Genomic DNA, 13,499 nt, shown 5'->3' with positions numbered 1-13,499 from the left:
GGACGTTACGGCCGGCGGTGGACACGAGGATCGACCGACCTGACCCTATCGAACATCCGTTCGATAGGGTTGTGGGTCAGAACAGCTCCGTCGGTGTGAGCCGCCGCGGGAAGACCCGTGGCCGGGCGCCGGCGATCTCCTCGACAATGCGGATGACCTGGTTGGAGTAGCCGTATTCGTTGTCGTACCAGACGTAGACAACCAGGTTGTTGCCGTCAGCGATGGTGGCCAGTCCGTCCACGATGCCGGCGTGGGTGGAGCCGACGAAGTCGGTGGAGACAACCTCGGGAGACTTGATGTAGTCGATCTGCTGGCGGAGGTTGGAGTGCAGCGCAACCTTGTGGAGGTAGGTGTTGACCTCGTCGCGGCTGGTGGCGTTGTCGAGGGTGAGGTTCAGTACCGCCATTGACACGTCCGGGGTGGGCACGCGGATGGCATTGCCCGTGAGTTTGCCCTCAAGCTCGGGGAGAGCCTTGGCGACGGCCTTCGCCGCCCCGGTTTCCGTGAGCACCATGTTCAGTCCCGCTGCGCGGCCACGTCGGTCGCCCTTGTGGAAGTTGTCGATGAGGTTCTGGTCGTTGGTGAAGGAGTGGACGGTCTCCACATGCCCGTGGCTGATGCCGTACCTGTCGTTGATCACCTTGAGTACCGGGGTAATGGCGTTTGTGGTGCAGGAGGCGGCCGAGAGGATGTTGTCGGCGTCACCGTCGGTGATGTCGGCATGGTTGATGCCGTAGACCAGGTTGCGGACGTCGCCCTTGCCCGGGGCGGTCAGCAGCACCTTCCTGACCCCCGGTGCCGTGAGGTGCTGAGACAGTCCCTCGCGGTCGCGCCACCGTCCGGTGTTGTCGACGAGAACCGCATCCGTGATGCCGTATGAGGTGTAGTCGACCTGTGCCGGATCGTTGGAGTAGATGACCTGGATCGGTGTGCCGTTGGCCCAGATGATCTCCTTGTCGGTGTCGACGGTGATCGTCCCGTCGAAGGCTCCGTGGACGGAGTCGCGACGCAGCAGGCTGGCACGCTTCTCGAGGTCGTCGTCACCGTTGCGCCGGACCACGATCGCGCGCAGACGGACGCCGCCGTATGCGGCTTCGCGGGCAATGAGGATACGTGCCAGCAGCCGGCCGATCCGTCCGAAACCGTAGAGCACCACGTCGGTGGGCTCTTTCTCGGAGTGACCGCCGACGACTTCGGCGAGCTCGCGTTCGAGGTAACTGCGCAGGCTCCCCGCAGAGGCCCCTTCGGCCTCGTACCCGGTCGCCAGACGGCCGAGGTCGATGGATGCCGTCCCCAGGTTCATCTCAACGAGTTCCTGCAGGATGGGAAGTGTTGAGCTCAACGGCAGTTCACGGTCTGTGACCAGTCGTGCGTAACGGTGTGACTTGATGACGTCGACACCGGTGACATTGATGAGCAGTCGTCCGAAGACGGACGTCACGACATTGTGTTCGCGGTGCAGTCGAGACAGCAGGGGAAGGATCTGTTCGGCGAGCAGAATGCGCGAGTTCCAGTCGCTCTGGGAATCGGGGGCCTGTGCACTCATGGGCGGGGGAGCTCCTTGGGGTGATGGGCTGGGAGGGGGTTGACTATCCCCGGTAAGGGGGTAAAAGGACACTACAAAGGTAGGTTAACGGGCCGTCAGACACCTAGTCGGACGCCGTTTCGTCCCCCCGGAGTGAGGTGGCCGCCCGGACTGCAGCGGCGCGTCGACGGGCAAGGGGGTAGAAGGCGGTCATGATCACCAGGAAGATGACGCCGGCCCACAATGCGGAGTGGTACTCGTCCATCCAGACCATGGTGCCGAACGTGACGAGAATGACGGCGATGGCGAAGTACTGGCCGACAGGCCACAGAGGGACCGGGAACGTGAGATTCCCGGAGGTCGCACCCTCCTTGCCACGCGACCGGTACCGACTGCCGAGATGGGCGAGCAGGATCATCAACCACACGAAAACCGTGGCGAAGGTCGCCAGTGCCGCGATGTTCTGGAACATGTCGGCAGCGGTGTCACTCGCCAACTGCAGGGCGACGCCGACCAGCAGCACGACGAGCATGACACCGATCGTCGTCACCGGCACACCCCGGTGGTTGAGGCGGGCGAAGATTCTCGGCGACAGACCCTGGCGCGCCATGCCGAAAACCACTCGCCCGGCCCCGTAGAGGTCGGAGTTGATTGCGGAGAGGGCGGCGGAAACGACCACGACGTTGAGGGCGGCAGCCGCCCATCCGATACCGAGACCGCTGAAGATCTGGACGAACGGCGATTCCTCACCGGTGATGTCGCGCCAGGGAATTACAGCCACGATCACGAGAATCGCGAGAATGTAGAACAGCAGGATGCGCATCGGCACCGTGTTGACTGCCTTGGGGATTGTCTTCTCGTGGTCGGCGGCCTCGCCGGCTGTCACGCCGATGATCTCTGTCCCGCCGAAAGCGAAAAGAACAAGAATGAGTGCGCTGAAGACACCGGTGATCCCGTTGGGGAACAGGCCGCCGTCGTTCCAGAGGTTGTCGAATCCGGCGGAACCACCGGTATCGACGTTGAACACCAGAATCGCAGCGCCGCCGAGGATCATTGCGATGACGGCGGTCACCTTGATCGAGGTGAACCAGAACTCCAGCTCGCCGTACCAGCGGGCGCTGGCGAGATTCGCCGCACCGACGACGAGGAGCGCCACTGCGACCCATACCCAGCCGGGGGTCTCGGGGAACCAGAACGTCATGTACACCGTGATGGCGGTGAGATCGGCGAGACAGACGATGATCATCTCGAAGGCGTACATCCAGCCGGTGATGTACCCGGCCCAGCCGCCGAGATACCGGCGGCAGTACTCTGCGAAGGACCCGGGGGCGGGGTCCGCCACCGCCATCTCACCAAGTGCCCGAAGCATGAAGTAGACGACCGCCCCGCCGAGGAGATAGACGAAGACGACACCGGGCCCGGCGGCACCGATGGCGCCGGACGAGCCGTAGAAGAGGCCCGTACCGATGGCGGAGCCCAGGGCGATGAAATGTATGTGCCTGTGGGTCAGGGTGCGGCGTAACTGTCTCGGTCGCCGTGCGGGGGTGCTTGTGTCACTCACGGACTCACATATTAACCATCGAAGAGTCCTATATCACAGCACAGGGCGGCCGAATCGCTTTTGCGGCTCCGACAACGTACTGTGAGGTCAATGTCTGAAACTGAGAACGTGACCGGCGACGAGAAAATGCCGGAAACCTCCCAGTCGTCAGTACCTCAGGAGAATCTGCACGAGGATGCCGCCTCCCCGGTCACGGGGTCGCCGGACCTCGGTGACGTAGTGGGCGCAGAGATTCCCGAGAGCACTGTGGACGGGGACGTCACCGAGAAGAACATCCGAACAGAGAACGAGAAGACCGACGAGGACGCGGCCGACACCAACGGCTTCGATTCTTTGGGTCTACCGCAGAAGATCCTTGACGCCGTCGCAGGCGTCGGGTTCACCACGCCGTCGCCGATCCAGGCGTCCACCATTCCGCCCCTGATGGAGGGGCGGGACGTGGTGGGTCTGGCGCAGACGGGTACCGGCAAGACCGCAGCGTTCGCGCTGCCGGCCCTGTCGCGTCTTGATCCCCATCAGCGTACCCCGCAGGTCCTGGTCCTCGCCCCTACGCGAGAGCTCGCGCTGCAGGTCGCCGATTCCTTCGAGTCTTTCGCCAACCAGCTCGGCGGCATCAGCGTGCTGCCGATCTACGGTGGTGCCCCCTACGGTGCCCAGTTGTCGGGTCTCCGTCGTGGCGCACACGTGGTGGTCGGCACGCCGGGGCGCGTGATCGATCACCTGGAGAAGGGCAGCCTGGACCTGTCTGGTCTGCGCTTCCTCGTCCTCGACGAGGCCGACGAGATGCTCAACATGGGCTTCCAGGACGATGTCGAGCGCATTCTGTCCGACACCCCGGACGACCGCCAGGTCGCCCTGTTCTCGGCCACCATGCCGTCGGCGATCCGTCGCCTGTCCAAGCAGTACCTCAATGACGCTGCCGAGATCACCGTGAAGTCCACGCAGCGTACCGCGGAGAACATCGAGCAGGACTACCTGTACGTGACCTACCGCAACAAGCTCAATGCGTTGACCCGCATTCTTGAGGTCACGGACTTCGAGGCGATGATCCTCTTCGTCCGTACGAAGAACGACACCGAGGAGATCGCCGAGAAGCTGCGTGAACGTGGCTTCGATGCGGCGGCCATCAACGGTGACATACCGCAGAACCAGCGTGAACGCACCGTCGACCAGCTGAAGGACGGGCGTCTCGACATCCTGGTCGCCACCGACGTCGCTGCCCGCGGGCTCGATGTCGAGCGCATCACCCACGTGTTCAACTACGACATCCCGCGCGACACCGAGTCCTACGTCCACCGTATCGGCCGCACCGGTCGTGCAGGCCGGCACGGTCGAGCGATCCTGTTCGTGACCCCCCGCGAGGGTCGGTTGCTCAAGAACATCGAGCGGGCGACGAAGTCGAAGCTCAACGAGATTGAGCTTCCTGGCGTCGACAAGGTCAACGAAGCACGCAAGAACAAGTTCCACGCGTCGATCACCGAAGCCCGTAAGGGCAAGCAGGTCGATACGTTCCGTGAGCTGATCTCCACCTACGCCGAAGAGAACGAGGTCGACCCCACGGAGATCGCCGCCGCGCTGGCAGCGAAGCTGCAGGGCAAGGAGCCCTTCTACATGGAGGAGATCCAGGAGCCTCCGCGGCGGGACCGCCGGGACCGTAACGACCGTACGGACCGTCGGGACGGTTCCGAGGCGCAGTCCGGTGTCCACCGTCCCTTCAAGGAGCGGTTCAACAAGCAGGCTCCCACGGTCACCGACCGTAACGGGAAGTCCCTGTCTGTGTACCGCATCGGTGTCGGCCACCGTCAGCGTGTGCGCCCGGGGGCCATCGTCGGAGCTCTCGCCAATGAGGGCAACATGAACTCCCGCGATTTCGGCCGGATCAGCATCTTTTCCGAGCACTCCCTGGTTGAGCTGCCGTCGGATCTGCCGAAGGAAGTGTTCGAGTCCCTCGACCAGACTCGCATCTCCGGCAAACTGATCAACATCGAACCCGATCCCGGCGCCCCCGCCGGACGTCCGGCCCGGCACCGCCAGGACGGCGACCGCGACCGTGGCGGACACCGTGGCGGTGGACGCCCCCGTGGTGACCGCAGCGACCGTGGTGACCGCGGAGGTCGGGGACGCAACGACCGAAACGACCGGGGTGGACGTTTCGACCGTGACCGCAGCGACCGTGACCGCGGCGACCGCGGTGGCCGTGGCAGCTACCGCGGTAACCGTGGGGCCCGCCGGGACTGACCACGGGACAGTGGGGACTGGCCGTCAGTGACGGTCATATCCCGCAGGAGTGTCTCGCGGTGGTGGCGTCGTCGTCACTGACTGTCAGTCCGTAGCGTAGGCACACAGCGAGGTATCTCGCAGCATAGGCACAGCCGGCTTCCGAAGGGGAGCCGGCTTCTGCTGTCGGTGGAAGCCATTCGCCCAGGCTCCCGTCACTCTTCGCCTGGTTGGCGGCGCTCGCTACGGCGAGCAGGTTCAGCTCGAGGTCATTGGCGAAGGACACGCGCTCCGCACGGCTCCACGCCCATGCACCGTGGTCCCAGGCTGCGGACAGGGGGACGACGTGGTCGATCTCCACGTCGTCGGGCGAGAGGGGCTCACCGGTGTAGACATCGGTGATCTGGCCGCGAGGGGTGGGACAGGAACCGTCGTCGCCGGGGGAGCGGTCGTCGAAGGCGTGCAGCATGACGACGTGCCGGGTATCGCACTGTGCACCAGCCTGCTCCCCGGGATCCCCGCCGGGGTCTGTCCACCATTGCGCTGACCAGCCGCCGAAGTGATCGCGGGAGTAGTCGAGAACATGGGTACGCCGCGGCACGGTGGTGAGCTGCTCCAACGTCTGTGAGACGGTGACGCGGTCTGCGGCCAGCGGTACGGCGGACCTGTCGCCGACATGCCACGTGGTCCATGTGCCGAGGATGACAGCCAGCGCCGTGACAGCGGCAGCGGCGATGAAGGACGGGAACGACGAAACCGGCCGGGGGAGTCTCATGGATTAGAGAGACTCCCCCGACCGGCCCGGAGGTTCCCCGCAGGGGACAGTCAGAGGTTCTAGAGCTTACCCTGGGCAGACTCTTCCTTGACCTTGGCACGGACGGCGTTGAGATCGGCGGTGTCATCTCCGGCGGTGAGCTTGGAGATACGGACGGCTTCGTCAAACTCCGTGGTGATCTCCTTGCTCGGCGGCGACGTCGCAAGGGTCACGATGACCATGAGGATGACGTTGATGGCGACACCCGGGATCATCTCGTAGAGGTCGAACGGCTTGTCCATGACACCGAACTGCGGCAGGCCGCCCCAGATGAAGGCCACGATGGCACCGGCGATCATACCGGCTGCGGCACCCTGGGCGTTGAGTCGGCGCCAGTAGAGCGCTGCGACAACCACCGGGCCGAAGGAGGCACCGAAGCCGGCCCAGGCGAATTCGACGAGTCCGAGGATCGCGGAATCCGGATCCAGTGCGACCAGAGCGGCAATGACGGCCACGATGACGACCATCACGCGTGACAGGTTCTTCAGCAGCGTGTCCGAGGCGTTCTTGTTGATCAGGCCGGCGTAGATGTCCTCCACCAGAGCCGAAGCGACAACCAGGAGCTGAGACGAGACGGTGGACATGATGGCGGCCAGGACCGCGGTCAGAACCAGTCCGGCGACCAGCGGATGGAACACGACCTTGCCCATGTCCAGGAAGATGGTCTCGTAGTTCGTGGTGTCGGCGATGGTCGCGTCGGCGTTCTGGGAGAAGAAAACGGGAGCGGTGATCGCCACGAAGACCGTGCCGATGAGGCACAGGAACATCCAGCTGACGCCCCAACGACGACCGGACACGGCGTCGGACGGCTTCCTCATCGCCATGAAGCGCACGATGATGTGCGGCTGCCCGAAGTAGCCCAGACCCCAGGCCAGGTTCGAGATGATGATGATGAACGCGGCCCAGCTGGTGGTGTCTGTGAACTGGAACAGGTTGTAGAAGTTCGAGTTCGGGCCGAGAGCCTCATCGAGTCCGTAGGCGTTGTCGACCTGGAACGTGAAGATGTCACCGGGGTTGTCGAGCGAGATGATTGCGAAGACCGGGACCAGGATCAGTGCCACGAACATCATGGAGCCCTGCACCACGTCGGTGTAGGACACGGCGAGGAAACCGCCGACGAAGGTGTAGATGACCGTCACCGCACCGATGATGAGCAGACCGGTGAGGTAGTCACCGTTGAAGGTGGACTCGAAGTAGCGGCCGCCGGACACCATTCCGGAGGAGACGTAGAAGGTGAAGAACACCAGGATGATGATGCCCGCGACGATACGCAGGGTATGGCTGTGGTCGCGGAGCCGGTTCTCGAAGAACGACGGCACCGTGATGGAGTTGTTGGAGACCTCCGAGTAGCTACGCAGGCGCGGTGCGGTGAACTTCCAGTTGAACCAACAACCGACCAAGAGGCCGACCGCCATCCAAATCTCGGAGAATCCCGACATGAACAGGGCTCCGGGGAGGCCCATCAGCAGCCAACCGGACATGTCGGACGCGCCGGCGGACAGTGCTGCGACAAATGGGTGGAGGCCGCGGCCTCCGACCATGTAGTCCTCGTACTTGTCTGTCTTGGTGAAACTCCAGACGCCGATGCCGAGCATCACAGCCAGATAGATCACCATGGCGATAATGAACCACGTTTGTTCACTCACCGTGGGCCTCCTCAGTAGGTGGTAGCGGTAGATTGTTCAGAATTAGCAGCTGCCATCCCCGGAACGGAGACGGCGTCACATCAGGTTTCCATGTTGCGGCGTCGATATCCAGTTGCCGGTCCACTGAATCCGAATGTTCCGTCCAGCATCTTGCCAGGTTTGTGCAGGTCCTGTCAGCGTTCTCCCCATACGGCAGCGGCGAGAATCTTTCGTGTCCGTCCGGCGTGGTACACAAGGAGGGTGACGGAACACCAGGTACATCTCCTCTGGCTCGCGGGCCGGGGCCTCCACGTATGGGCGGAGCAGATCGACGGCCACGTGGTCGTCGTCGATGCGGCGTCCATCGCAGCGGGAGATCTTCCTGAACCGCTCCGGGAGGTGATGACGTCACGTCCTCTGCGACGTCGGGACGCCGTCCGCGTTGCTACGCCGAAGGGACGTATCCGTTCTCTGGACCTTCCGACGCAGGCCTACACCCCGGACCAGGCGCTTCCTGTTCTCGGTATGCTCTCGCACTATGTGCACTCATGCGGAGGGGTCGGGACGGAGGCAGGGGGGAGCCCTGTCACTGCCCCGAGTGGACTGAGTCCGGAGGCATTGTGGCTCGTCCGCCTCTACGATCTGTTGCTCGATGCGGTTCATGCCGGTCGCGTGATGATGAAGATGCAGTTCACCGACGGACAGTGGTACCCCACCTGGTGCCTGTCCAGCAGTGGCGCGCACAACCGGGTGGTACGTGAGCTGCAGGCCACGGCACCTGCGGTGCTCACCCTCAACGGTGGTCCGGACACGCTGCTGCGCGCCGCAGACGAGTTGGTGCACTGGATGTGTGTCCGCCTGCTGCAGGACCGGGCCGAGGTGGTCGGAGGTGCACCGGAGAACCACTTCATCTCGTCGCTGTTCACCGGGGAGGCGGATGCGCGGGCGAATCCTGTGACGGCGGAGGCCCTCAACACCTGGCGGGCCTCGGCGCGGCAGGCGTCGACCAGGATGGTCCTCTCGCTGGAGGAACCGGATTCTCTCGCCGGGGCGGTGTCCGGTAGTCCCGACGAGGGGGAGCCCGACCGTGCTGAACCGCGGTGGCGACTGGAGATCAGGATGTCCGTGGACGACGGTCCTGCCGAGCCGATCCCCGCTGCGGAAGCTACGGAGTCGCTGAGGCGTTCGCTGCGCGAGGGGTTGGACCAGGCCTACCGTGCCTGGCCTGAGCTCAGACAGTTCTCCTCGGCCGTGGAGGCGTGGCTCCGGACAAAGGTGTGGTTCCCACCGACGTCGTCCTTGACGGGGCGTCCCGAGAAGGACCGGGTGGTCTACCTTGCCTTGACCACCGATCAGGTCGAGAGACTGCTCGTCGACGGCGCGACGTCGCTGACGGCAGGTGGCACTGAGGTTCTCGTACCCCGGGCATGGTCGGTGGTACGACCAGAGGTGCGGGTGAAGGTCACTCCGGTCGGCCAGGGGCCGGGGTCCGGGAAGATGGGCCTGGAGCAGGTCCTGTCGTTCGACTGGTCGGTGTCCGTTGACGGAGAACCGCTCAGCGCTTCGGAGATGTCCACATTGATGACCACGGCGTCGTCACTTGTCGAGATCCAGGGACGCTACGTCCGCCTCGACACACACTCGCTCAGTGTGGCGCGCAGCTACTTCGCGAAACTCCGCGACGCCGGGGCAGAGAACGACGAGGGGACAGCGGAGCTCACGCTCGCTGACCTTGTCGACGCGCAGTTGACGTCCGTCGCCGACGGGACTCCGGCGGCGAAGGCGGGGGACATCACCGTCGACGCCGACGGATGGCTGGCACGGATGGTCCGTTCGTTCTTCCCCGCGCCGGGGGAGGAGGACCAGCGTCCGACGATTGCACCGCCGGAGATCATAGAGGTGCCCGCCGCTGTCCGGACGCCGCTCCGAGACCATCAGCGTCGGGGCCTGAACTGGCTGGTCTGGATGTACCGGCACCGGATCGGGGCCATCCTCGCCGACGACATGGGTCTCGGTAAGACCCTCCAGGTTCTCAGCCTTCTTGCCTGGGAGCGGGAGGCCGGCGACTGTGACGGGCCGACACTGGTCGTCGCCCCGACGTCTGTTCTGGACACGTGGCAGAATGAGGTGGCCCGCCACGTTCCCGATCTGACAGTGCTCGTCGATCACGGTGCGAAGAAGGTGGCCGGTACCGAGTTCGTGGAGAAAGCGCAGTCGTCCGATCTCGTGCTGACGACGTACGGGACCGTGAGCCGTAACCCGGACAGGTACTCCGGGCTCGCCTGGGGGCGGGTCGTCGTCGATGAGGCGCAGAACATCAAGAACCCCGGCACCGCCCAGAGCAGGGCGGTCCGGGCGATCAGGGCGGGCCACCACCTGGCGTTGACGGGGACTCCGGTGGAGAACCGGCTCGCGGAGCTGCATTCGATCCTCGACTTCTGCAACCCCGGAATACTCGGCAGCGCCCAGGCTTTCCAGAACCGGCTGGCCATCCCCATCGAGAGGTACCAGGACGGCGATACCCTGGATCAGCTCCGTCGGTTGGTTGAACCGTTCATTCTCAGACGGGTCAAGAATGACGAATCGATGGGGTTGAACCTTCCGGAGAAGCGGGAAGTGATCGACACCGTCCCGTTGACCGAGGAGCAGGCGGCACTGTACGAGGCCTACACGAAGAGTCTCGAACAGCGGATCGCCGAGGCTGAAGGTAAGGGCCGCAGCGGCATCATTCTCGGAGCCCTGGTGCGGATCAAACAGATCTGCAATCATCCGGCCCACTTCTCGGGGGACGGGTCAGGGCTCCTGAAGAACGGCCGCCACCGGTCGAAGAAGGTTGAGCGTTTGTTCGAGATCATCGAAGACGCCCTGGCCCGCGACCGTAAGGTACTGGTCTTCACCCAGTTCCCGTCCTTCGGGGAGATGCTGGTCCCTGAACTCCGACGACACTTCGGGGCGCTGGACGAGGGCGTTCCCGTCCTCCACGGCGGGCTCAGCAGATCGGCACGGTCAGCCATGGTCGACGACTTCCAGTCCGACGGCGGCCCCAAGGTCATGATTCTGTCGACGCGTGCAGGAGGTACCGGGATCACTCTCACCCGCGCCAGCGTGGTCGTCCACATTGACCGGTGGTGGAATCCGGCTGTCGAGGATCAGGCCACAGACCGTGCGTACCGCATCGGGCAGGGCAGGGATGTGACGGTCCATAAGCTGGTGACCACCGGTACGCTGGATGAGCGGATCAATGACATCCTCAGTTCGAAGCGGGAGCTGGCCGGTGACATCGTCACCAGTGGTGAAGGGTGGATCGCCAGCCTCAATGACCAGGATCTTGCCGAGCTCTGGCAGCTCAACCGGTCGTCTGTCGCCAGGGAGACCGCCGGAGACCACAGAGCGACTCCGGTGACGAACCACGCAGGAAGGACGGGCGACGACGATGGTCGATGACAGGCGCCGACGCCGCGGCACAGACCGGAAACGCGTCGGCATACCGCAGCCCGAATGGGGTGACAACGTCGTCTCCGCTGACTTCACCCGGGGCCGCGACAGGTCCGCGACGAAGCGGAGAACGCCGTCGTCCATCCAGTCGACCCCGCCGCGGGTGCGTGGGGTGGAGAAGCCGCAGGAACCGGCCACGGAGGTGGAGGAACGGTCCTCGCCGACGGAAAGCTGGTCGGCCGGCCAAGTGATGCGGACCGCGACTGCGCTGGCGGATTCGGCTCGTCTCTCACGTGGACGCACCTACTTCCGCAGCGGGAATGTTCTCCGTATCGACTACGAACTGGGGCAGGTCAACGGTCTCGTCAGTGGCACCCAGCTTGAACCGTTCGAGGTGCAGATCCGTTGGCGCCCGCTGACCCGGCGCCAGATCGACTTCGTCGTCGGAGAATGCGGTGACCACCCGGAGAGCGTCCGTAACCTGTTGGCAGGACGGCGACCCCAGTCGTCGATAGCCACCGTCCTGTTCGGCGTTGAACACTACATCGATTCGTTCTGCTCCTGCCCGGACCATGCGACATTCTGTAAACACCGGGTATGTGTCGCCTATGCACTCGCCGCAGAGTTCACCGGCGACCCTTCGGCTTTCCTGGCGTGGCGCGGTATCGACATGGACCGACTCCTCGAGACCGTCGACGGAGGGGACGGAGGTGAGGAAAACTCCGACACCCCGACCGGAACCCCGGGCGAAACCGACGACGACCGGGAAGTCACGTACTCACCGACGGAGTTCTGGGGGGACCCCGGGGATCTTGCCGTGTGGGAGCCGCTGGAGGTCGAATTCGGACTGGAACTCGGCGACAGGTCCGCCCGGGACGCGGCACTGCGCAAGTTCAGCTGGAACAACGCCGACCAACTGCGGGTCCTCGACACCCTGACGCGGTGCTTCGAGGCGTTGACTGTGCTCGACGGCCCGGCCGGTGGTGACGACGGGGATGGGCAGGAGTTCGAACGCGAACCGTGGCTGTCCGGGCCGGATGATAGTAGTGGTCACCATGACTGATTCCTCGCGGCAGCTACCGACGACGCCTGATCCCGGCGTGTTCCGGTTCCTCCATACCTCGGACTGGCAGTTGGGTATGGACCGATGGTTCCTCGGGGAGGAGGCGGGGCCGCGCTACCGTGAGGCGCGTCTCGCGGCAGTGGAACGGTTGTTGGGCGTCGCAGGGGCGCGTCAGTGCGCAGCTGTGGTCGTGGCGGGTGACGTCTTCGACGACAACCTTGTTGATCCGGTGACCTGGCGCCGCACAGTGGACATCCTCCGCCGGAGTCCGGTACCGGTGTTTCTCCTCCCGGGAAACCACGACCCGTACGACGCGGCCAGTGTCTACCGGTCGAAGGAGTTCGACGGGCTCGCACCGGCGGTCCAGGTGCTCAATGACAGCCGACCGCGGGCTGTCCCTGGCCGTACGGACAGCTCTCCGGCAGCGGAGATCATCGGGGCACCGTTGTTGTCGAAGTACATGAGCACCGATCCTGTGGCCTCCGTGCTCGCCCGGGAGGCGGAAGCCGGGGGGCCGGGCCACACGGAGCGCACAGGGGAGCAGACCGTGAAGATCCTCGTCGGCCACGGTGCCACCGAATCACGGTCGTCCGGGGAGGATCCCGCCGTCATCGATGTCGATGCAGCAGCCAGGGCCTGTCGCGACGGTGTCATCGACATGCTGGCCCTGGGGGACACCCACTCCGTCACATCCCTGCACCCCGACGGGACCGTCTGGTACTCCGGGAGCCCTGAGGTGACCGACTTCCGGGAAGAAGGAGGCGGTGGCGAAACGAAGTCAGGATATGCCCTGGTCGTCGACATCCTGCCTACCACCGGGGAGAATGCCGGTCGGGCTCCACAGGTCAGTGTCGAGGAGGTTAAGACAGGTCGCTGGAGATTTCTGGCGCTTACCGCACAGATCAACAGCAGTGAAGACGTGGCCGAGTGGATCAACAGGCTCGAGGATATCCGGGACAAGCGCACGACGGTCGTGAAGTACGCCTTGGCCGGATCAGTTGACTTGGCTACCGCCGCCGTGCTTGACGAGGAACTTGACCGCATCGCTCCGGCTTTCGCAGCTCTGTACCCTCGTCGTCGGCTGATGGACCTCCACGTGGTCCCCGGGGACGAGGAACTGGCGCTCGCCGACTGGCCGGGGGTGGTGGGTGCGGCGGCCCGTGGACTGGCCGAACGCGCCTCCCACGACGACGCCGACGCCCGTGACGCATTGCGCCTGTTGTACCGGCTCAGCGCACAGAAGGGGAACTAGGACGAAC

General features: G+C 64.5%; 8 protein-coding genes. 4 read left to right on the top strand and 4 right to left on the bottom strand.

Annotated features, from left to right (window positions below; genetic code table 11):
• Positions 1 to 76: 76 nt before the first annotated feature.
• Positions 77 to 1,546 (bottom strand): glyceraldehyde-3-phosphate dehydrogenase, encoded by a 1,470-nt coding sequence (locus tag FS507_RS04145; RefSeq protein ID WP_145941549.1) that lies wholly within the window; start codon positions 1,544 to 1,546, stop codon positions 77 to 79.
• A 103-nt stretch (positions 1,547 to 1,649) separates the two neighbouring features.
• On the bottom strand, positions 1,650 to 3,086 hold the full coding sequence (locus tag FS507_RS04140) for an amino acid permease (RefSeq protein ID WP_186314544.1): 1,437 nt from the start codon (positions 3,084 to 3,086) through the stop codon (positions 1,650 to 1,652).
• Positions 3,087 to 3,176: 90 nt separating this feature from the next.
• Between FS507_RS04140 and FS507_RS04135 the strand changes: the two genes are divergently transcribed.
• Positions 3,177 to 5,324 (top strand): DEAD/DEAH box helicase, encoded by a 2,148-nt coding sequence (locus tag FS507_RS04135; protein ID WP_145941547.1) that lies wholly within the window; start codon positions 3,177 to 3,179, stop codon positions 5,322 to 5,324.
• 34 nt (positions 5,325 to 5,358) lie between these two features.
• Here FS507_RS04135 and FS507_RS04130 read toward each other — a convergent pair whose 3' ends face one another.
• A complete protein-coding gene (locus tag FS507_RS04130; RefSeq protein ID WP_145941546.1) occupies positions 5,359 to 6,078 on the bottom strand; it encodes an HNH endonuclease family protein in 720 nt (239 codons plus the stop codon).
• A 59-nt stretch (positions 6,079 to 6,137) separates the two neighbouring features.
• The gene (gene putP, locus FS507_RS04125; protein WP_145941545.1) at positions 6,138 to 7,763 is read right to left on the bottom strand and encodes a sodium/proline symporter PutP; all 1,626 of its coding nucleotides are present in this window, start codon (positions 7,761 to 7,763) and stop codon (positions 6,138 to 6,140) included.
• A gap of 240 nt (positions 7,764 to 8,003) precedes the next feature.
• Here putP and FS507_RS04120 point away from each other — a divergent pair, with 240 nt between their 5' ends.
• From FS507_RS04120 to FS507_RS04110, 3 genes are read left to right on the top strand one after another with little or no spacing between them, the layout of a single operon-like run.
• Positions 8,004 to 11,186, top strand: coding sequence for a DEAD/DEAH box helicase (locus tag FS507_RS04120; RefSeq protein ID WP_145941544.1), 3,183 nt, complete (start codon positions 8,004 to 8,006; stop codon positions 11,184 to 11,186).
• On the top strand, positions 11,176 to 12,240 hold the full coding sequence (locus FS507_RS04115) for an SWIM zinc finger family protein (protein ID WP_145941543.1): 1,065 nt from the start codon (positions 11,176 to 11,178) through the stop codon (positions 12,238 to 12,240). Before FS507_RS04120 ends, FS507_RS04115 begins: the two co-directional genes overlap by 11 nt.
• The gene (locus tag FS507_RS04110) at positions 12,233 to 13,492 is read left to right on the top strand and encodes a metallophosphoesterase family protein (RefSeq protein WP_145941542.1); all 1,260 of its coding nucleotides are present in this window, start codon (positions 12,233 to 12,235) and stop codon (positions 13,490 to 13,492) included. The genes FS507_RS04115 and FS507_RS04110 overlap by 8 nt, the downstream gene beginning before the upstream one ends.
• Positions 13,493 to 13,499: the final 7 nt, after the last annotated feature.

The sequence above is a fragment of the Corynebacterium glyciniphilum AJ 3170 genome (assembly GCF_007673095.1).
Classification (GTDB): Bacteria; Actinomycetota; Actinomycetes; order Mycobacteriales; family Mycobacteriaceae; genus Corynebacterium.
This window is presented reverse-complemented; position numbering and strand designations above follow the sequence as displayed.

What these genes read in the sequence shown, in the direction of transcription:
- FS507_RS04135 (WP_145941547.1), top strand. Translation starts at nt 3,177, where the DNA reads ATGTCTGAAACTGAGAACGTGACCGGCGACGAGAAAATGCCGGAAACC.
- FS507_RS04145 (WP_145941549.1), bottom strand. Translation starts at nt 1,546, where the DNA reads ATGAGTGCACAGGCCCCCGATTCCCAGAGCGACTGGAACTCGCGCATT.
- FS507_RS04110 (WP_145941542.1), top strand. Translation starts at nt 12,233, where the DNA reads ATGACTGATTCCTCGCGGCAGCTACCGACGACGCCTGATCCCGGCGTG.
- FS507_RS04115 (WP_145941543.1), top strand. Translation starts at nt 11,176, where the DNA reads ATGGTCGATGACAGGCGCCGACGCCGCGGCACAGACCGGAAACGCGTC.
- FS507_RS04130 (WP_145941546.1), bottom strand. Translation starts at nt 6,078, where the DNA reads ATGAGACTCCCCCGGCCGGTTTCGTCGTTCCCGTCCTTCATCGCCGCT.